Source organism: Sulfurisphaera javensis (genome assembly GCF_041154675.1).
GTDB lineage: Archaea > Thermoproteota > Thermoprotei_A > Sulfolobales > Sulfolobaceae > Sulfurisphaera > Sulfurisphaera javensis.
In genome coordinates this window covers 1616860-1637410 of sequence record NZ_AP031322.1, presented here as the reverse complement: position 1 = coordinate 1637410, position 20551 = coordinate 1616860, and the positions used below count along the sequence as shown (strand labels likewise).

At 31.2% G+C, this 20551-nt stretch carries 20 protein-coding genes; 16 read left to right on the top strand and 4 right to left on the bottom strand.

All coding sequences use genetic code 11. The features are described 5' to 3' along the window. Positions 1-1017 precede the first annotated feature (1017 nt). The 7 genes from ACAM25_RS09105 to ACAM25_RS09075 all read left to right on the top strand — a co-directional run bounded on the left by ACAM25_RS09105 (position 1018) and on the right by ACAM25_RS09075 (position 6906). Positions 1018-1617 (top strand): hypothetical protein, encoded by a 600-nt coding sequence (locus tag ACAM25_RS09105; RefSeq protein ID WP_369609416.1) that lies wholly within the window; start codon positions 1018-1020, stop codon positions 1615-1617. Positions 1618-1854: 237 nt separating this feature from the next. Continuing rightward, a complete protein-coding gene (locus ACAM25_RS09100) occupies positions 1855-3975 on the top strand; it encodes a molybdopterin-dependent oxidoreductase (RefSeq protein ID WP_369609415.1) in 2121 nt (706 codons plus the stop codon). A 34-nt stretch (positions 3976-4009) separates the two neighbouring features. Then, positions 4010-4591, top strand: coding sequence for a hypothetical protein (locus ACAM25_RS09095; RefSeq protein WP_369609414.1), 582 nt, complete (start codon positions 4010-4012; stop codon positions 4589-4591). A gap of 26 nt (positions 4592-4617) precedes the next feature. After that, a complete protein-coding gene (locus ACAM25_RS09090; protein WP_369609413.1) occupies positions 4618-5487 on the top strand; it encodes an FAD-binding protein in 870 nt (289 codons plus the stop codon). Further along, positions 5484-6410 carry a nucleoside hydrolase gene (locus ACAM25_RS09085; protein ID WP_369609412.1) on the top strand — a complete coding sequence of 309 codons (927 nt, stop codon included), beginning with the start codon at positions 5484-5486 and terminating at the stop codon, positions 6408-6410. Before ACAM25_RS09090 ends, ACAM25_RS09085 begins: the two co-directional genes overlap by 4 nt. Before the next feature lie 75 nt (positions 6411-6485). Beyond that, positions 6486-6695: an STK_08120 family protein gene (locus tag ACAM25_RS09080; RefSeq protein ID WP_369609411.1), complete on the top strand. Its 210-nt coding sequence runs from the start codon at positions 6486-6488 to the stop codon at positions 6693-6695. Next, positions 6661-6906 (top strand): STK_08120 family protein, encoded by a 246-nt coding sequence (locus ACAM25_RS09075; RefSeq protein WP_369609410.1) that lies wholly within the window; start codon positions 6661-6663, stop codon positions 6904-6906. The genes ACAM25_RS09080 and ACAM25_RS09075 overlap by 35 nt, the downstream gene beginning before the upstream one ends. Here the strand turns inward: ACAM25_RS09075 and ACAM25_RS09070 are convergent. Beyond that, entirely contained in the window at positions 6903-7184 is a 282-nt protein-coding gene (locus ACAM25_RS09070) for a transcriptional regulator (RefSeq protein ID WP_369609409.1), read from the bottom strand. The genes ACAM25_RS09075 and ACAM25_RS09070 overlap by 4 nt on opposite strands. Positions 7185-7377: 193 nt before the next feature. Between ACAM25_RS09070 and ACAM25_RS09065 the strand changes: the two genes are divergently transcribed. Beyond that, positions 7378-8667: an ATP-binding protein gene (locus tag ACAM25_RS09065; RefSeq protein ID WP_369609408.1), complete on the top strand. Its 1290-nt coding sequence runs from the start codon at positions 7378-7380 to the stop codon at positions 8665-8667. On the opposite strand, the gene ACAM25_RS09060 is transcribed toward ACAM25_RS09065, so the two are convergent. Continuing rightward, on the bottom strand, positions 8647-9210 hold the full coding sequence (locus ACAM25_RS09060) for an ATP cone domain-containing protein (protein WP_369609407.1): 564 nt from the start codon (positions 9208-9210) through the stop codon (positions 8647-8649). The two genes, ACAM25_RS09065 and ACAM25_RS09060, sit on opposite strands and share 21 nt — an antisense overlap. Positions 9211-9235: 25 nt before the next feature. Continuing rightward, positions 9236-10240, bottom strand: coding sequence for a hypothetical protein (locus ACAM25_RS09055; RefSeq protein ID WP_369609406.1), 1005 nt, complete (start codon positions 10238-10240; stop codon positions 9236-9238). Positions 10241-10357: 117 nt separating this feature from the next. Here ACAM25_RS09055 and acs point away from each other — a divergent pair, with 117 nt between their 5' ends. Further along, positions 10358-12337: an acetate--CoA ligase gene (gene acs, locus ACAM25_RS09050; protein ID WP_369609405.1), complete on the top strand. Its 1980-nt coding sequence runs from the start codon at positions 10358-10360 to the stop codon at positions 12335-12337. 17 nt (positions 12338-12354) lie between these two features. Continuing rightward, positions 12355-13470, top strand: a complete 1116-nt coding sequence (locus ACAM25_RS09045; protein WP_369609404.1) for a hypothetical protein — start codon at positions 12355-12357, stop codon at positions 13468-13470. Here ACAM25_RS09045 and ACAM25_RS09040 read toward each other — a convergent pair. Further along, on the bottom strand, positions 13459-14571 hold the full coding sequence (locus ACAM25_RS09040; protein WP_369609403.1) for an MFS transporter: 1113 nt from the start codon (positions 14569-14571) through the stop codon (positions 13459-13461). The two genes, ACAM25_RS09045 and ACAM25_RS09040, sit on opposite strands and share 12 nt — an antisense overlap. Positions 14572-14601: 30 nt before the next feature. On the opposite strand from ACAM25_RS09040, the gene ACAM25_RS09035 reads away from it, so the two are divergent. From ACAM25_RS09035 to ACAM25_RS09010, 6 genes are read left to right on the top strand one after another with little or no spacing between them, the layout of a single operon-like run. After that, entirely contained in the window at positions 14602-16353 is a 1752-nt protein-coding gene (locus ACAM25_RS09035; protein WP_369609402.1) for a prolyl oligopeptidase family serine peptidase, read from the top strand. A 34-nt stretch (positions 16354-16387) separates the two neighbouring features. Then, positions 16388-18505 carry a serine/threonine-protein kinase gene (locus ACAM25_RS09030; RefSeq protein WP_369609401.1) on the top strand — a complete coding sequence of 706 codons (2118 nt, stop codon included), beginning with the start codon at positions 16388-16390 and terminating at the stop codon, positions 18503-18505. Continuing rightward, a complete protein-coding gene (locus ACAM25_RS09025) occupies positions 18471-18944 on the top strand; it encodes a PaREP1 family protein (RefSeq protein ID WP_369609400.1) in 474 nt (157 codons plus the stop codon). The genes ACAM25_RS09030 and ACAM25_RS09025 overlap by 35 nt, the downstream gene beginning before the upstream one ends. Then, the gene (locus ACAM25_RS09020; protein WP_369609399.1) at positions 18941-19606 is read left to right on the top strand and encodes a DUF72 domain-containing protein; all 666 of its coding nucleotides are present in this window, start codon (positions 18941-18943) and stop codon (positions 19604-19606) included. Before ACAM25_RS09025 ends, ACAM25_RS09020 begins: the two co-directional genes overlap by 4 nt. Positions 19607-19649: 43 nt before the next feature. Further along, positions 19650-20159: a class I SAM-dependent methyltransferase gene (locus tag ACAM25_RS09015; RefSeq protein ID WP_369609398.1), complete on the top strand. Its 510-nt coding sequence runs from the start codon at positions 19650-19652 to the stop codon at positions 20157-20159. Continuing rightward, on the top strand, positions 20152-20550 hold the full coding sequence (locus ACAM25_RS09010) for an SRPBCC family protein (RefSeq protein WP_369609397.1): 399 nt from the start codon (positions 20152-20154) through the stop codon (positions 20548-20550). The genes ACAM25_RS09015 and ACAM25_RS09010 overlap by 8 nt, the downstream gene beginning before the upstream one ends. The last annotated feature ends 1 nt before the right edge of the window (position 20551 follow it).

Sequence of the window (20551 nt, the reverse complement as noted above, 5' to 3'; positions counted from 1 at the left end):
AATGACTTTACGGAAACAGTAACGTAATACAAGGCTTACTGAATAAATTGTCATTTCTTCTATTCACTAACTTCTTGCTTAAACCTTACGAGTTTATCCCCTAGGATTAGTCTGGGTTAATTAATGAAAAACCATTTCTTCGAGGGCGTGTATTATGAGAATTGCCTAAAAATACTCTCACTTTATCTCTTGCTGGAAATGTAATATATATTCTACAATTAGAGAGTGAAATCTTATAAAAATTGCGTTAATATTTCAAGAAAGTTTAAATTATATTAGATTTTGAAAATGAGGAGAATAAGCTAAAAACTTATAAGAATCTTACTTATGTGAAAGTTAAAATTACTCTTAGTAATAAAAAACTGATAAATAGATATTTAGTAAAAATTTTTAAATTAGAAGAATAATATCTATAAGGAGATGAGATGAACAAAGAATTTAAGAAATTACTATTGTTTGAATTTTTCAGAAATATTGGTGAGAATTCTATAGGATACCTTTTATTATGGCATTTTATAGGCATTTACGGTTTAGTAATTACATTTTCTCTCGTTCAACTTCAAATTTTTTATCCTCTCATTTTTCTTTGTTAGTATCACCTTTCGCTGATAAGACGAAATTTAAAGTAAAATGGTTAAAAACTTTTACATTAATTGATTTTTTAATTCTTTTTGGACTTTATCCAATTTTCTATTATATTTATAACTATAAATAAATTATATTAATTTTATTTGTAAGTATTTCAATATTAGTAATACTCATAAAGGCTATTGAATACTCCTTAGAATCAGTATTAGAGAAAACCTTGATGGATAATTATGAGCGTGGCATGTATTACTTAAGAAACACAAGAATAATTTCCTCAATAACTGGACAAATAGTTGGTCCCCTATTACTCTATCTAAGTATCTTCGTTAATTTACATAGCAATAATAATTGCTATGATCTCAGTAATATTTGTATTTTTATTGAACGTTTGAAAAAAGTAAGGGAACAAGTATTAATTATTTTCAACTTATGAAGAATGGAGTTAAGAAAGTCTTTTCTGACAAAATTTTACGTGGTTTATTGTTTTATCAGATTGTTTCTCTTCTTCCACTTAACTTGATTTTCCTATTTGTTGTCTTTCTCATATATTATGTCCTTAAATTATCACCATTATTATTGGGATTAACTTACGTTTTACCAATGTTTGGTTCCTTTATTGGTAATTTTATTGCTTATAAAACTAAGATTAAGAATAAGTTCTTACTTGCCTTATTATTAATTTTACCAGATTTTTCCCCAATTGCTTATTATTTTGTCAAAAATGTAGAAGAATTATTCTTAGCTTATCTAGTTTTCATTGTATCAAGCATTATAGGTTCTTATACTTCTTATTATACTTCATTAGCAATATTTAAGATAATCCCAGAAGAAGTTTTTGCAACTACTGATTCAGTAATATCATCAATTTCTTCAGTGTTTGATTACGCATTTACAGTACTTTCATCAATTATTATTAGCTTCATCAGTTATCATATTGCAGTAATTATAGGAGTTATTTTGATGACAGTAATTGATTTATACTTCGTACCAACATTTTGGATAAAAATAATAGAAATGAAAGAAAAATAGATGGCAATGCAATTTATGAATTCGTTCTTTTTTAACTATTATTCTTCTAATTCTTAAGTATGATAATAAAGTTAAGGGAATATAAATTATTTTTATGACTTCTCGAAAATATAACTTGCTGTTCTTCACGTAAAACCTTTTCATCTAATCTTAAATTTATGCGTTAGTGTGACACCATAGATATACTATAAAAACTTCTAGTTTAAACTTATATTTCATTTTTAGCTATTTTATTCTATGCCTTTTGCGCGTTGTTATATGTGTAAAAACATGTGTGGAATAATTACATCTGTTGAAGGTAAGACAGTTAGAGTAGCTCCTAATAAAAATCACCCTCAGCCTGGTATTTGTGGTAGGGGTGCTGCTGGTCCTTATCTTTTAACTCACCCAGATAGACTTAAAGGACCTTTGATTAGAGAAGGAAATGAATTAGTTCCAATTAATTGGGATAAAGCATTAGATGAAGTAGTTAAAGTACTGAGAGAATTGAAAGACGAAGGGCATCCGGAATATTTAGCTATTACTTATCATGATTATGGAAAAGAGTTACTTGAAAGATTTGCAAACTTGTATGGTACTCCGAATTTGATTGGTCACGAATCTGTATGTCATGGACCTAGAACTGTTGCAGCCGAATTAGTTTTAGGTGCAGAAGGACCTAGAAGTATTGATCCGGATTACCCTAACTCAAAGTTTATAGTCTTTATAGGTAGAAATCCCTTAGAAGGGATAGTACCGGATATAGTTAGAAGAATTGATGAAGGAAGAAAGAACGGATTAAGAATTGCTGTTATAGATCCTAGAAAATCAGCAATTGCTCAAAGATATGCTGAAAGATGGATACCTATAAAACCTGGTACTGATACGGCATTTCTCCTTTCATTAATTTATTATATGATAAGAAAAGGAATGTATGATGAAGATTTCTTAAAGAAGTATTCCAATGCAGCACTTTTAATTTATGAAGATACATTAACTCCGGCTAACGAATACTCTGATAATTTACTTTTTGAGGGAATTATAAATGGTAGGAAAGTAGCTACTTCATTTAAGCTTTTAGAAAAAGAAGCTGAAAAAGTTTATCCAAGACTAAAAGATATAACTGGCGCAACATATGAAGATGTTGAGTATATAGCTGAGAACTTATGGGAAAACAGACCGGCATCTGCTATTGATGATGGTTGGCATACTTCATTCTCTATAGACTCGACTTATACATGGATGGCAGCTTTTATCATTAACGTAATGATTGGAAATTTAGATAAGAAAGGTGGTTTAGTATTTTCTAAGAAACCTAGAGTAAAGCTTTATGATATTTCTAACGTTAAAGCGAAGAGGATAGATAAAATAAGATATCCTTTAACATATGCAGCTTTTCAAGAGGTATATAGGGCGATACTTACTGGAAATCCTTATCCAATAAAAGCTCTTATTGTAGTAGGAACTAATTTAGATGGTAGAGATCCTAACTCAGAATTAGTTAGAAAAGCCTTACAAAAGGTCTTCTTAGTTGTAATAGATATAATGCCATCCGAAGTAACACAATATGCTAATGTAGTTTTGGCAGAGTCAACTTACTTTGAAAGGGACGAACTACCATTACCAGTAGGTTGGAGTTTAGAGGGATGGGTTGATATTCATGAGAAAACTATAGATCCTTTGTATAATACAAAACCTTTATGGTGGATTTTGTTAGAATTAGAACATAGACTTAATTTATCAAATGAAACATTTGAAGATTTAAAGAGAAGAATAATTAACTCCTTAAGAATTAATGAAAAAGAATTATATGAGAAAGGATGTGTAAAAGTCCAGGATATGGATATCTATGAGGTCTATCCATATAAAGAGAAATTAAATACACCCTCCGGTAAAGTGGAAATATATTCTGAAGAATTAAAAAAATATGGGTATTATCCAATCCCTACATATATAGAGAAGAATATTTCTCCAAGAGATATTGATGAGTTTTATTTAACCAGTGGACATACACTTTATCATACTCAAGATAGTATTACTTTTGATATTCCAACATTAATTAAATTGCAACCGGATAATCCAGTAATGATAAACTCTCGTAAGGCTGAATTATTAGGAATAAAAGATAATGACGAGGTAGAAGTTATCTCATTAGCTACTGGTGAAAAAGTCATTTGTAGAGTGAAAGTAAGTAATTTTATTAGAGAAGATACTGTGTTTACGTATTTTGGTTTTGGAAGGCATTCAAAAGGAGAAAGATTTGCATATGGTCACGGTTTCGATGTAAATCTCTTAATTAGTGATCAATTGACTGATCCTATTTCTGGAAGTATAGCGCAATCGTTAAACATAGTTAAAATTAGGAAGAAAGTCCAATAGAAAAGTTAAAATAGACTTACACAGAATTATTTTTGTGGAACTTACAGTTCTTAAAGAACCTGAGGAATTATTATTAGCCTTAGCTAAAGGAGAGTTATTTAATAATGATAAAATTGAAATTGATGAGGATAAATTCAGATTTAAATATTTTCATTTTAAAATTGAAGGAATATTTAAGAAAATAATTGAAGGAAATTCTATTATATTTCTATTTTCATCCAGGTTAGGAGGGGTAAAAGTTAACATTTTAATAACTAGAATTGACGAATATTCTTGCAAGGTTAGGCTTATTGTAGATAGTTGGGGTTTTATAGGAAGAAGCTTAAAATCTTTCATTCAAGATAGATTTTTAGATTTTATAATTGATGTAGAGTTTAAAAAATCTGTTTCCTTAACTAAAAAGTTAGTTGTGAAAATGTATACTAATAGTAGAGGTTTAGAAGAACTTTTATCTAAATTATCTAAAGATTCTTCTTCTTATTATTTTTTAATTATAGATAAACAGTATATCATAGAAATAGTAAATGGGATAGAATTAGTAGGGGAAGAAACGAAAGAATTATGTAAAGACTTATGTTATATTGAACTATATGAACTTAAGCCAAATGGTATTTAAGGCTTTTATATAAAGATTTTTAACTGATGGACGTTTACTCTGAGGAAGAATTATTTAAAGCAATCAAAGATGCATATATTAATTCTAGAAAGATACAGATCTTAGGAAATGGGAAGCATGCTAAAAAAAGTAAAGCTGATGAGTATATTTATACTAGAAAAATGGAGTGGTTCGAAATAAAAGGGAATAAGGTCGAAGCATTAGCTGGTGCAGATGTAGTAAAGATTAGGAAAGAAGCAAGTGAAAATGGTCTTTTATTACCAACATTATATGATGGTACAGTAGGAGGCTTGTTAGCGACAAATGAACCTTCACCTCTTTCAACTACGTATGGTAAACCAAGAGACTTTACTTCATGGGTAACAGTTTTAACTCCTTATGGCGGAGTTAAATGGAATTTCCTGATTGGATCTAGAGGTATATTGGGAGCAGTATCTAGGGCTGAACTCAAATTATTTCCTAAACCTAAAAAAGTGATAACATATGAAAAAAGTAACGTAACTGAAGATGAAGTCTCTAAACTTATAGAGTTGAATCCTTTAGTTCTCTTAGTAGATTATGATAGAGAAAAATTCAATATCCATGCTTCTTTCGAAGATGAGAAAAACGTTGGAAACGGTTATTCTAAAGATGAAGGAGTTCCGGTAGTGGAAGTAGCTGACGAAAGTAGAGAAATAATTGTTGAAGGAGATTCTCTTTCAGAGTTCGTAAGAGTTGTTGAAATCTCTAAACCAGTTTACGCTTATTGGGTTTACAAAAGCGGTTTGTTTAAGTTATATGATGCTAATGTAGAGGCCTTATCTCAACATGGTGTAAAATATTATACTAGAGATAATCCAAAAGAAGTATACTTAAAGCTTAAGAGATTACTCGACTTTAAGAATATATTTGTATGAGACATTTCATAATTGATTGTGATACAGCAGAAGACGATATCATGAGTCTTTTTATGCTAATAAAAAACGGTGTAAGTGTTGAAGGAGTTACTATAGTTGAAGGAAATATTTCTTATGAGCAAGAGATTAATAATGCTTTGTGGGCATTAGAATTCATAGGAAAAGAAATACCAGTTTTTCCGGGAAGTGATAGGCCAATAGTAAAGGAATTCAGAAGTGTTCCAGAAGTTCATGGTAAAGGCGGAATTGGAGATGAGATTGTTAAACCTTCAAAATTAAAACCACAGAGCAAAAAAGCTGTTGATGCAATTGTAGAAATATCGGATAGATATCCGGGAGAACTTGAATTCTTAGCAATTTCTCCTTTAACTAATCTTGCATTAGCTTATTTGAAAGACAAAAGTATAGTAGATAAAATTAAGAAAGTTTGGGTTATGGGAGGGACAGCTTGGGGAAGAGGAAACATAACTCCAGTTGCTGAATATAATATTTGGGTAGATCCAGATGCTGCGAAAATAGTTTTTAATGCAGGATTTGACATTACAATGGTACCTTGGGACGTTATTATAAACTATCCAATTAATGATAAAGAGTGGGAGGAAATAAAGAAAATAAATACTAAAATGGCGCAATTTTACATTAAAATTTACACTCATTATAGGCAATATTCAATGGAAAAAGAGAAAATCGGAGGAACTCCTCATCCAGATTTAATAACTACTTCAGTGGCTCTAAACAAAAACGTTATTGCTAAATCTGAAAAACAAACAGTTGATATAGAGAATTGTGATTGTTTAACTAGGGGAATGACAGTTATCGATTTTTTGGGATTATGGGGAAAGAAACCTAATGTCGAAGTAGTATATGAAATAAACAAGAAAGAGTTCTATTCAATGTTAACCGATTTGCTCAATTGGTTTTAGAGAGTTATATATTATTTTTTGAGATATATAGTTTATGTAGTAAAAAATTATTTTTACTTTTTTCTTCTTTAGCATATGGAGGAAGAGTTTATAATTAATCATGAGATGGAAGATGAAGTATTTAAATCACTCTTTTCTGATCCTGACTTTGTTTTCGCTAATATTTTTAAAGGTGAAGTTAAGTTTGATAAAGAGAAAAGAAAATTCACAGCATATATCCCATTGAAAGGGTTCTTTATTCCGTATAATCTTGTACTTGAGGTACATATATGTTTCTGGAAATAAGATAAATTACGTTTTTATTATTCCAGATTTTGCAAAGCATAGAGACGGTATAATAAGATTTATTAATGAAAATAAGAGTATTAGAATCTACTTAAACTTGACGCTACCATTAGACATTTTATACAGTATTAGTATAAAAAGGAGAGTGAGGGATTTCATAGCGAATTTTGATGAAATTATAAGACTTGAAAGAATAAAGAAAAAAGTTTAGCAATCAAATTTAGTACATACTGAGATCTCCATTTCTTTTATAAGATCTCTTAGAAACATATAATACTTGTATAATTCTTCCATTCCTTCATCTGTTATTCCAAAGATAACATCTCCTTCTCCTAGATAAGTTTTTCTAGTTATATATCCTTTCTTTTCTAAGGTCCTTATATTCTTCACTAATTTCTTTTTATCTAAGCCTAAGTATTCTCTTAGCTCATTAACGCTTCTCTCTTCCTCCGAAAGGATTGTTAGTATTGCTAATTGAATAACATTCACAAGTATAGTTAGTCACAGTGGTATAAAAACAACTGTATGAAATAGTTCTTACTAAGGACAACATTCTATTTTGTAGAATGAAAATGATAAGCTTAAAGTATGTTATTTTTGATTCCCAATAAGAATCAAAAATACGTATTTTTGATTCTTGATAAGAATCACTTTTATTTTTGCTTATTGTACTAAACACTTAATGGACAGAGAAACAGTACTTAAAGCATTAATAGACTGGAATTTTTGGTATAAGGAACAATATACTGGAATAATTAGAGATGAGTATGTAAATTCCTTGCTTCAAATGATGGATATTGGTTTAGCAATAGATGTTACTGGGGTTAAGAGATGTGGTAAATCTACCATAATTAATCAAGTAGTAAAAAAGCTGATTAATAACGGGGTTGATCCTTTCAACACTTTAATAATCAATTTTGAAGATCCTAGATTTAATATTAGAAATGGAAATGACTTATTTCAGCTTTATGAAATTTATAAAGAAATTAAAAGAAAAGAAGGAAGAACTTATATATTTCTAGATGAGGTTCAAAAGGTTGAGAATTGGGAAGGGTTTGTAAGGTCCTTAATTGACAGAAAAGAAGCTTATGTAATTGTTTCAGGTTCTGTGAAGATGAATATTAGTGAATCTCTTTCTGGTAGACATCTATCTTTCATTGTATACCCTCTTTCATTTAAGGAGTTTTTAGAATTTAAGAAACTAGAAATAAAAAATGATCTTGATATTTTAGCTAAAGAGCCGATAATCAAGTCTTTATTTTTGGAGTTTGTGAAATTAGGTGGATTTCCTTTAGTTGCTCTCTCTGAGTTAAAAGAAAAAGTCTTAGTTAACCTCTATGAAGACATTATATCTAAAGACGTCATAGAAAGATGTAAAATTAAAAACGTACATGAGGTTAGAACACTTTCTCTCTTTTATCTATCTCAAATAGGGAATAGAATATCATTCAGAAAAATATCTAGGTCACTAAATATACCAATAAAGAATGTATTAAAATATACTGAGTGTTTAACTTCTTCCTTTCTCATTTACTTTGTTAATCCATTAAATTCTAAACTTTCAGAAATGGTAAAGGCTGAGAAGAAAGTGTATTCGATTGACCAGGGTTTAGCTAACGTAATAGGATTTAGGTTAAATGAGAGTTTAGGTTCTTTGTTAGAAAACGTGGTGTTCATAGAGTTGTTACGCAGATATGGTATTAACAAAATTTTCTATTATCGCGGTAAAAGAGGAGAAGTGGATTTTGTTATTAAAGATAATGAAGTTAAAGAAGCTTATCAAGTCACATATTCCTTGCAAGATATGGAAAGAGAGATAAAAGGAATTAAGGAAATATTAGAAAGAAAAAAGGATATTAAGGTTTATATTTTAACTTTTGATGAAGAGAAAGAGATTGAAATTAATGGTAAAAAAATCCCTGTGTTAAAAACATGGAAATGGCTTTTAGAATCATTCAAGAGGTTCTTTTAACTCATATGGTTTCCATCCCAAAGATTTTCTAAATTCATTAATTAACTCAATTGACTTCTCTTTCTCTTCTACATTCATTCTCTTATCATGTAATACACCCATGAAAAGAGCATACAATCTTGCATTTATTACTTTAGGACTTAAACCATATTCCATATCTTCCTTTAACTCGTCTAAGATCTCTTTAACTTGTTCAGAATTAACTAGATGAGGACCAAAATCCTTAACAGACCTTCCTAAGTAAAGCTTGCCCTTATCAACTACAATGGCCTTGCCATCTAAGAAAGTTATTCTACCTTTGAAAACTCTATCAAAAAATTGCCAAGCATCTGCAGCCTCTGGTTCTAATTGTGAGAGCCTAGTTAATACGTATCTTCTTATCTCATCAGTTGAAATTTTATCTCTATTTTTAATCTTTTCATTTATTTCATTAACAATTTCTTTAGCAACTTCATCAGATGCCCCTGCTCTTATTAATGAATTATATATTTTATCTGGTAAATATTCTTCCTCTTCTTGAGTTCTTTTAATAACTTTTGTCATAAGCAATATATTAAACTAAGAGTTTTTATTTTTTAAATAAAAGGAAAATTATACTTAAAATGATAGCTAATAAAGAAGATATAAGGATTGAGAATCTAGGAGAAAATGTGAAATAACTTACTAAATAACCAACTTCCCACATAGCTTGTTGTAAACTATTAATTATTCCAAATGCTTCTGGAGTTTTTCCTTTACTCTCCTCTAAAGCTGTAGGAATTAAAGACTCCCATAGACCAAAGAATATTGAGAAGACAAAACTATAGTATGTTAAATAAACTAAAGAGAATAAGACTAAATAAAGAGAAAGAAGAAATCTCTTAGTAAACCTAGAATATATAAACGTAAAAACTGCTCCAATAATTTCGGCTATTGTAGCTAAGAATCCAATTTCACCATAAGATAGGAAATATTTTTCTCTAAGAATTAAATATATGTAAGGGAACGTTAATGCTATAGGTAAGATTACTAGTATAGGGAATAAGATTCTTATATCAATTTTAATTTTTTCATTATCAATTTCAATTTCCTCTAGTTTAGCAATTGGCAAAAAAGTTAAAATCATAAGTATTCCACCTAAAAGAAAAATAGTTCTTAATCCAAAAAATGAAGCAATCAAACCGCCTACTGAAGGTATAAAAAGAGACGGAATTATTGATATCGCCCAAAGCTTGGCTATTACTCCCTTTCCTAGATTGTTCATATAAGAGTAGTAGCTGGGTAATGTAATGAAAAAGGCTGAAGACAAAGTATAAGTTATAATAAGCCAAACTAAATTTTCTGAAAAAGAGAACAAGATTAAACCTAAGCCAGATAGTATACTTCCTAATTCAATAGTTTTAATTAGCCCAATTTTCCTAGTAAGCTTAGCTCCAATTAAAGGCATCGGAATAGCAAACAGAGTCGAAATTAAGTAAACGAGAGTTACATCGCTTATAAACTTAATTACAAAAAGAGAGACAAATGGATAATAAAGATAATAAGAAAGTCCCCAAATAAACCAACTTCCAGCTAGCTTTGTCTCGTTATTCATAACATGAAAAACCTTTCTATCCTTTTAAGATTATTTTTATTTTTTTCTATTTGTAATACATTAAAAGGTTAGGGTAAAAGATTTTTATGCTTGTTTAAATTACTTATACTGATAGATATGACTGAAAAACTCTCAGAACAATTACAACAATTAGGAGAGCAAAACTTAGAGGAGAAAGCAGATTATAACATGAGATATTATAAATATCTTTATAAAAGAAGTATTGAAGAACCAGATAAATTTTGGGGAGAATTAGCTGAAGAGCTAATTTCATGGTATGAACCATGGAAACAAACTTTTGTCCAAGAAGAAGGATTATTAACAAAATGGTTTGTTGGTGGAAAACTTAACGCTTCTTATAATGCAGTTGACAGGCATTTGAACTCGCCCAGAAAGTTTAAGGCTGCTATATTTTGGGAAAGTGAAAGAGGAGAAAAGAAAGCGGTTACTTATCAAGATTTATTTTATGAGGTAAATAGGTGGGCAAACGCATTAAGAGAACTTGGTGTAAAGAAAGGAGATAGAGTTACTATTTATATGCCTTTAACTCCAGAAGGAGTCATTTCAAAGTTAGCTGTGGCAAGGTTAGGTGCAATACATTCAGTAGTATTTGCTGGGTTTGGTGCTCAAGCTTTAGCAGATAGAATAGCTGATGCAGGGGCAAAAGTTGTAATAACGGCTGACGCTTATTATAGGAGAGGAAAACTTGTTGAACTAAAGAAAACTGTCGATGATGCAATAAACATTTTAGGAGATAAAAGCCCAGTACAGAAAGTTTTAATATATAAAAGGACTGGGGTAGAGATTCCTTATAAAGAGGGAAGAGATGTTTACTTTGATGAAGTAGGAAAATATAAGTATATAGAGCCAGAACCAGTTGAAGCTACAGACCCACTATTTATACTCTATACTTCTGGTACAACTGGGAAACCAAAGGGTATTGTACATAGTACTGGTGGATATTTAGTTGGAACTTCTGCTATGTTACTTTGGAGCTATGGTTTAAGCCAAGAAAATGACGTTTTATTTAATACTTCAGACATTGGATGGATTGTAGGTCACTCTTACATAACATACGCTCCATTAGTTATGGGAAGAACAATTGTAATTTATGAGAGTGCACCAGATTATCCCTACCCAGATAAATGGGCTGAGATGATTGAAAAATACAGAGCTACAACGTTTGGAACTTCAGCAACAGCAATAAGGACATTAATGAAATATGGTGAAGATTATGTCAAGCAACATGATCTCTCTTCATTAAGAATTATTGTTACAAACGGTGAACCGTTAAACTATGCTCCATGGAAGTGGGGATTAGAAGTTGTAGGTGGAGGAAAAGTCTTTATGTCCCATCAATGGTGGCAGACTGAAACTGGTGGACCCAACATTGGTTACATTCCAGGTTTAGTATATTTACCAATGAAATCTGGACCAGCTGTAGGCTTTGCCTTACCAGGTAATAAAGTGACAGTATTAAATGATGAAGGAAAAGAGACTAAACCAAGAGAGAGAGGTTACTTAGTAATGTTACCTCCATTCCCGCCAATGATGATGATTGGAATGTGGAATGATCCTGGGAATGAAAGATTAAAGAAGACATATTTCAGCAAATTCCCAGGAATTTACTATCCAGGAGACTATGCAATGATTGACGAAGATGGATATATTTGGGTGATGGGAAGAGCAGATGAGACTATAAAAGTTGCTGCACATAGAATTGGCGCTGGTGAAGTTGAGTCCATTGCTACTTCACATCCTGCAGTAGCTGAAGCTGCGGCAGTAGGAATTCCAGATCCAGTTAAAGGTGAAGCTGTTCACTTATTCATTGTTCTTAAAGTAGGCTATCAACCATCACCTCAGTTAGCTAAAGAAATACAAGAACATATAAGAAAATATATGGGAGCAATAGTCACTCCTGAAGTTCATTTCGTGGATAAACTGCCAAAGACTAGATCTGGAAAAGTGATGAGAAGAGTAATTAAAGCTGTAATGATGGGGCAAAGTGCTGGAGACGTAACAACGCTGGAAGATGAAGCATCAATGGACGAGATTAAGAAAGCAGTTGAAGAATTTAAGAAATCCTTAAATCAGTAAGAAAGTGTTTTTTAATAATGATTTTAACCTCTGATTACGCTACTTTTTACTCTCTTCCCCCTTTACCTTTTCGTTTGAACTTAAGGAGAAAATACCCACCATATGGTTTAAGAAAAGTAGAGGCAATCACTGGGGCTAGAATTGTTCCTCCAGATAAGCTAACAGAAGATGAAATAATTGGAGTCTATGTTAATGATCCTTTTGGATTAACAGAGGCTGCAAAAGGTTTAACTAAGATATTTAAAAGAGAACCTTACTATGTTACATCTTTTAAGGAATTTTCTTTTAAGCTAAGAGAAATGAAAAGTAAGATTATTGTAGGTGGTCCAGGAGCATGGGAGTTAGTAAATGAGGATTGGATAGACCACATTTTAATTGGAGAAGCTGAGACTACTCTACCAGTCTTGCTAAAGAAAATTAAAGAAGGAGAAAAAATGCCTAAAGTTATATATGGTGAAGAAGCTAAAAAATTCTATCCTATTAAAGGGCCTTCTTCAATGGCTGAGGTAGAAATTATGCGTAAAGGGAGAAAAATTCCGTTAGATATTGTAAAAAAAGAATTAGAATTACAATCTAAATATCATAATTACGTTAACTTGATCTCTGAAGACTTGTTATCTTATGGAGATGAAAAGGAGGTAATAGACTTACTAAAATTAAGTTCAGCTTATGGTAAAGTTATATTCTCTCAGATTAGTGTAATCTCAGCTTCATCTTTCAATTTATCTAAATTAAAGGAAGTGCTAAATCTAAGTGAGAGAAACTTTAGGTCCCCAGTTCTTAGCACTAATCCAGGTAGCTGTATATTTAAAATAGAAAGCGAAATTATTAAAGAACTAAATAAGAACTTTATTTATCCCATGATTTATACTGACGTATCTAACGTTTATGATTTAATGACGTATAAGACTATAATTATTCCTTTGCCTAAAAACGATGATGAAGATATTTCTAAAATATTGCTCGACGTATGGAATCACGATAGAAAGATAATAAAAGTACCTTTCTCTAGGGTAATTGACTACATTCTTCGTAAGAACTATGAGACTAAAGGTGAGTATTTAAAAAAGCTTAACCTTAGCAGTATATTTTCTATATTTCCACTCATTATTAAAGCCTATTTATTTCCTTAATAAACTTAACACTATCATAAAGGCTATCAAACCCATTATTCCAGCGAATATGTATGCATACGAGAAACTAAATTGATAAAGAAACCCCATTACTGTATTTCCGATTAAAACCCCAATACTTCTGCCAAACGATAGAGCCCCCATTGCTGTCCCAGTCTCACCTTTAGAAAGCTTAGAAATTATTGTTGGTTCGAAAGTTTCTGTAGATGCAACAGCAATCCCCATAATTGCTGAAAGAGGATAAATAGTAATAATTCCATAAGGAGAGAGAAAAGCATAACCAAATGCGATTAAACCGGCAAGAAGATATCCTAAGAAAGCTAAACCTTTTATATCTTCAAGCTTAATTTTTGCAAAAATATATCCAAAAATGGAAGATGAAGCAAGAAATATACCATAAGTAAGCGTTGCTAGATAAAACTTTTGAGTAAACTCTTCCGTTGTTATTATTGGAAAACCAAAACTATATTGAGTAAAAGCAAAGAACATAGTTGATATTACTATAGTTAAAGCCAATCTTCCAGGTCGTTTTGGAGATCCCTTACCTCCAGCCTTAACTAAAACTAAAAAGACGGTAGAAATTAACAAGGGAATTGCTGTAAAAATTAAGATAACTGTGGCCTTTATACCTAGATATAAGGCTACGGTTAAATAAGCAACAGCTAAAGTTGCTCCTCCAATATCTAAAGCATGTAAGATTCCATAAGCTTCTTTTCTTTCATTGTCATCAGTTACCTCAGCTAACATAGCTCTCCGTGCTGGAGTTCTAAAATTTCTAAACCACCAGCCAAACATGAAAAGGAAAAGAGCTTGTATGTAATTTACGGCTAAACCAGTAAAAGATAGGATTATGATGAGTGAGTTACCTAAAACAGCAATGATTTTTCTTCCATATTTATCAGCTAAATAACCTCCTAAAATTGACATTAAACTTCCTCCACCATAATTTAGGGCTTCTGCTATGCCATAAAGAAAAATAGGAGCATGAAAATAGAATACAAAAATTATGGGAAATGAGGCAACGGCAGCTTGATACCCTAAATCAGCAAAGAAGGCTGAAAAAGATATTTTTAATACTTCTCCTCTTCTTTTAAGAGTCATATTTATAAAAATGAAAAACTAGATTTAAGCATGACGCCAGAGGAAGCATATTCACTAAGATTAATTTCAGATGTAAAAATTAGTGAAATCGGTTTATTTCATGTTGAAACATGGATTGAAAAAGAGAAATATAAATCTGCAATATTTCTTAATAAACAACAAATAACCTTCAGCGGAAACGAAGCATCTCCAGTATATCATGAAGGTTATTTATATTACGTGAAAAGCACTAAAAAAGAGGCTAAGTTAATTAGACAGAAACCTTACGGAGAAGCTGAAGAAATACTTTCATTAGGGAAGATTCATAAGTATGTCTTCCATAAACAAGGAATACTAATAATTGGTGAAGAGAAAGTAAGACCTAGCTCTCCTTTTATTGCTAACAAACTTAAATATAGGTTTGATGGAAAAGGTTTCTTTTGGACTAGACAATCACTTTTCATTTTTGATAAAGAGCTTAGAAAGTTAGTTTATGGAAACTTTGACGTTACTGATATTGCAACTAATGGTAATAGAGTTATAATTTCTGCGACAAAAGAAAATGATGATTACGGTTTAGCTGACATTTATGAAGTTGATGTTAATACGGGAGAACTAAAAAGGATAACCAAAGGAGAGGGAAATATATCAGCTATATCAATGAACAAGGAGGGTAAAATTGCTTACTTAGGTCATAGGAAAGGTAAAACACCATGGGCAATAAGAGAAATAATTTTCCCAGAGGAAGAAAAGAGTTATCTTTGTGGCAATACATGTGGAAGTACAGTACTTTCGGACCTTTTCGATGGAGTGAAAGAGAAAATTATTTATGAAAATGATCAGGTAATTACATTAGGTCAAGTTGGTGGTGAAGCTCACCTTTACTCTGTAGCAGATAAGGTAAATAAACTAACTGAAGGAGAAATAGTTGTAAGAGGTTTTGATTATAAGCATGAGAAATTAGTCTATTTCTATTCTACTCCAGAAAAACCAGTATTAATGGTTCAAGATGGAGAGATTTATGATCCTAATCCTAACGTTAAGGGAATTTCTCCAGTGCATATAAAGGGAGAAATTGAAGGATGGGCTATCATTACAGATCCTTCTAAACCTACTATACTTTTCATTCACGGAGGTCCACATATGGCTTATGGGTATGCTTATTTCATTGAGTTTCAATTTTTTGCTAAAAACGGATTTAATGTAATTTATGCAAATCCAAGTGGTAGTCAAGGATATGGTGAAGAATTTGCGAAAGCATGTGTAGGAGACTGGGGTGGAAAAGATATGAGAGAGTTAATTAATTTCGTAAGTGAGGTAAAGAAAAAGTTTAACTTGACTGGTAAATTTGGAGTAACTGGTGGCTCTTACGGAGGTTTTATGACAAATTGGATTGTTACTCAGACAGATATTTTCTCAGCAGCAATAAGCGAAAGGAGTATATCGAATTTAGTTAGTATGTGCGGGACTAGTGATATAGGTTTTTGGTTTAACGCAATTGAGGCTAATGTACAAGATCCATGGAGTAAAGATGGAATTGAAAAGCTAATGAGAATGTCACCAATCTATTATGTTAAAAACGTTAAAACTCCGACTATGTTAATTCATGGGGAGATTGATTATAGATGTCCTATTGAACAAGCTGAACAGTTCTTTATGGCACTTAAAATGAATGGAGTGCCAACAGAGCTAGTCAGATATCTAGGTGATGGTCATGAACACGCAAGAAGAGGGAACCCTAAAAACATGATTGATAGGCTAAAAAGAAAGTTAGAATGGTTTAGCAAATATTTGAATAACTAATAAGCTTTAAATTAAAGGCTAAATTATTTTATATGTGGACTACTATAAACTTAATAGATTAATAGGTTTAGCTAATTTAGCTGTAGTAGCATATTTTATACTAGAAAAGGGAATACAAATTCAATTTCTCCCTTTACTAGTCTTTTCTGTTATGACCACTATTTCTTCTTCTCCGCAAATTCTAGGCTTAGGATTAATTATAGGTTCACTGGACTTATCAATACTCTTTATAAGAATTCTTTCGTTATTCTTACTTTTACAAGCTTTAATTCTAACCGTACTATCTATCTTATCATTAAAGATTAAAATTGCTAGATTTATTCCTCTACCACTTTCTATTTTACTTTATATATTTTCTCCTGATATTTCTCTCTATCTATACTCTTTTACTGTTCTAGGATCAGTTCTCATCTTATTTGAGAGAAAAATTTATCCTAATTTATTGTTACTTTTAGCTCTTCCGTTCTTTTTAACTCAGTTGTTCTTTTTATACTCTTTTTCTATTATGAGAGTAGGCTTTTCTCCCTTTTTGATCTTAAATGAGATGGCAAAACTTTCTAAGTTCATGTTACCAGCTGATATAATAGTTTTAATAATATCCTTTTTGAAAAGAAACTCATTATATACTTCCTTAAGTACATTAGTTATTATAGCATCTCTAGGTGTTGCTGTAGCATTCCTCTTCATTAAGCCAGATTTTAGTTTAATGTATTCCTCTTCTTCAGCTATAGTAGCCTCTTCAACTCTCTCTAATGATGACATAGAAGAACTAATCTTAAGTAATCTTGATAATCAGAGTTTATTAGTAGACCTCTTTTCGCTTTATAAAAGAGACATTACCTCCTTTTACTGTAAGCTTGCTGAAAAAGAAAATTGTAAAGCTATAGTTAAAATCCCTGAAGCATTGCCATTCAAAATAAATTATTCTCTTTGTGATTTGCATAAAATTGCAAATTGTTTTGAGAAATTAAATCAAGTTCCCTCAAGAGATATTATTTCTTTTTTGTCCGTTGCTAAAGAGAAAGACATAGAATTAGCTGAAAGAATTGGTAAGCTGGCATTATCAGTTACCCCAAACCCTAAACTAATAAAAATAATGGATGAAATCGAAATATCTAGAAGAGAACACCTAAAGTATAATTGGGATCCTAAAGTTTGGCTAAACAGAGAAATTTTTGGTTACAAAATTGTTGATTATTTAGGTAAAGGTGGATCTGCTTATGTATTAGTAGGAGAAAAGGATGAGAAAAAGTATGCAGTAAAAATACCAATACTTATGCCCCCAAACAATGCTACTGAAAGCTATTATGATTTTATAAACGAATATTCTCAACTTAGAGAACTGTCACAGAGGTCAAACAATATTGTAAAGTTTATTGATGCTAGAATAGATAGTGAGGCCATAAAGAGAATAACTCAAGGAGATGTATTAGCTTATCTTTCCGATCCACCGATTTTGGTAATGGAATATATGGAAGGAAAAAGCGTAAAGGAATTAATAAATAATGATAACATATTTTACTCAGATGAATGGCAAAAAATAGTTATACTTATAGCTTTAAGAGTAGCTAAAGCGTTAGATGAAATTCATTCTTCTGGATTTGTACATTTAGATATTAAACCCTCTAACATTCTTTTCTCTTCTCCCCCTGGTAGAACAGGAAAGGAGGTTTTAGATAATCTTTATAATAATAAGGTAGAAGTTAAGATAAGTGACTTAGGTTCTGCAAGAAAGACAGGAGAAAAATTCATACAATACACTCCAGAATATTGCTCAATAGATCAAGTTGAAGCTATAATAGAAGGAAAAGGCGCAGATCCCTCAATGGACATCTATGCGCTAGGAGCAACTCTTTATAAAATGCTAACTAGGAATGATTTTAATCCACCGGAATTAATCAAGCTCTTTAATGAAGCTTCTTTTGCATTTTCTCAAAAAAGAGATCCAAAGCCTATTCTAGAAGAGGCTAGAAAGATATACAAAGAGTTTTATGAAAAGTTAGAAATACCAGAAGTGAATTCAAAATTAGTAGACTTAATTAAGCAAATGGTTCACCCAGATAAAAGACCAAGTGCTAACGAAGTTTATAATAGGCTCAAAGAAATATTAAATAATAATGAAAGAAGTAGTGATTCCGGACAAGCTTTATGAATATTTAGAAAATTTAGGAGTAATTAAGAGACTTACTCCATCTGATATTGTAGTTGAATTAATTCTAAATAGTATTGATATAAAGGATAGACCCAAATATTTGGCAGATATCTCTGACGAATACCTAAAGCTTGGTGATGAACTAAAAAACAGAGGAGATATTGTTGTTGCTGGTGAAATGTATTGGAGAGGATTATCTTATTTAATGAAGGCTGTAGCATTAAGATTAGGATTTGAGATCCAAACTTATCAAGATTATTTTTCGCTTGTCGATTATCTTGCTTTCAAGTATAATGATGGAGAACTCGTTGTGATGTTTACTAACTCTGAAAGACTTCATGGAGAATACCATCCAAGACCTCAAGGAGAGAAAGAATTTGAATATAGAGAAGAACAACTAAAGAAATTAGTTAAAAAATTGAGAGAGATCCTGCAATGATATTTGTAGGTACATCCGGGTGGTTATATGATTGGAATGAAGGAGAAAACTTAGAATGGTATGTAAAAAATTCTGGTTTAAACGCTGTAGAACTTAACATGAGCTTTTACCGTTTCCCCTATGAGAGGCAAATAAAGGCTTGGAAAAAATACAATATTGTATGGAGTGTAAAAGTTAACAGATATATTACTCATGTAAAAAGGTTAAAAGATATTGAAAGTTGGGAGAAATTTAGAAAAATAGTTGACGAGTTAAACCCAAGGTTTTACTTATTCCAAATGCCACCAACGTTTAAGTTAAATGAAGAGAATATAAAAAGGGTTAAGGAATTTGAAAAGCTTGTTGGAGAAAAAATGGCCATAGAGTTTAGAGATCCTTCATGGTATAAAAAGCTTCCAGATTTGAAAGTAACAGTAGTTTCAATAGATTCCCCTATAGGAACTTACATAGTTAATACTTCAGGCACCGTTTATTTACGATTACACGGAAAGGATAACTGGTATATGTATGATTATTCGGAAGAAGAGTTAAAGGAGTTAGCTGAGAAAGTAATAAGTTTAAAACCTAAGGAAATTTTTGTATTCTTTAATAATGATCATTGGATGCTTGAAAATGCTAGGTTAATGAGAAAGATCTTAGAAGAAGCCTTTAGCATGAAGTAATATTTAGCCCATAGAATATTATTATAACATGCATGATCATGGAATGAATGAAGATTTTAGAAAGAATTTTGAGAACCCTGAAACATTTCTTAGGAACATTCTTACTAAAGGAGAAGTTATAGCTGAGTTAGGTTGTGGAACTGGATTTTATTGCCAATTTCTTAAGGAATTTGCAGCAAAACTTTATTGTGTTGATGCTTTCTGTCCTGCATTAGAGGAAGCTAAGAAAAAAGCTCCATCAGCTATATTTTTATGCGAAGATGCATCAAAAACTTCAATTCCTTCAGAAAGTGTTGATGTGGTTTTATTTGCTAATTCTTTTCATGACATGAAAAATAAGGATCTTGTGGTGAAAGAAGTAAAAAGAATTTTGAAAAAAGGTGGAAGAGTTATTATTATTGATTGGGATAAGAGAAATACACGTATTGGACCTCCATCATGGATAAGGATGAGCGAGGAAGAATACATAGAATATTTTAAGGATTTTAAGCTTATAGATAAGTTTAAACCTAGTGAATATCAATATGGTTTAGTGTTTATTAAAAATGATTAAGTTTACCATATGTAAAGAGATAGGCAATGAAGATAAAGTCTGGGAGATAATCAAGGATCCCTATAAAATACCAAATTATTGGAAAGGAACAAGAGAACTTAACATAAAGGAAATAGGGAGAAATATCTACGAAGGAGATATAAAGTTCGCTTTTCCTTCTAGTGGAAAAGTTAGAATAATGGTAGACGACAACAGTAAGAGAGTAATAATTAATTATCTCTCTGGACCAATTAGAGGAATTCATGAAATAACAATTGAAAATAAACAATTATGTTCTAAGTGGAGTGTAGAATTATCACTTCTTCTTAAACCTATGGAGAAAAGAACTGAGGAACATTTTAAATCTGGAACCATTCATGCAATTGAAAGAATTATAAGTGAGATAACGTAAT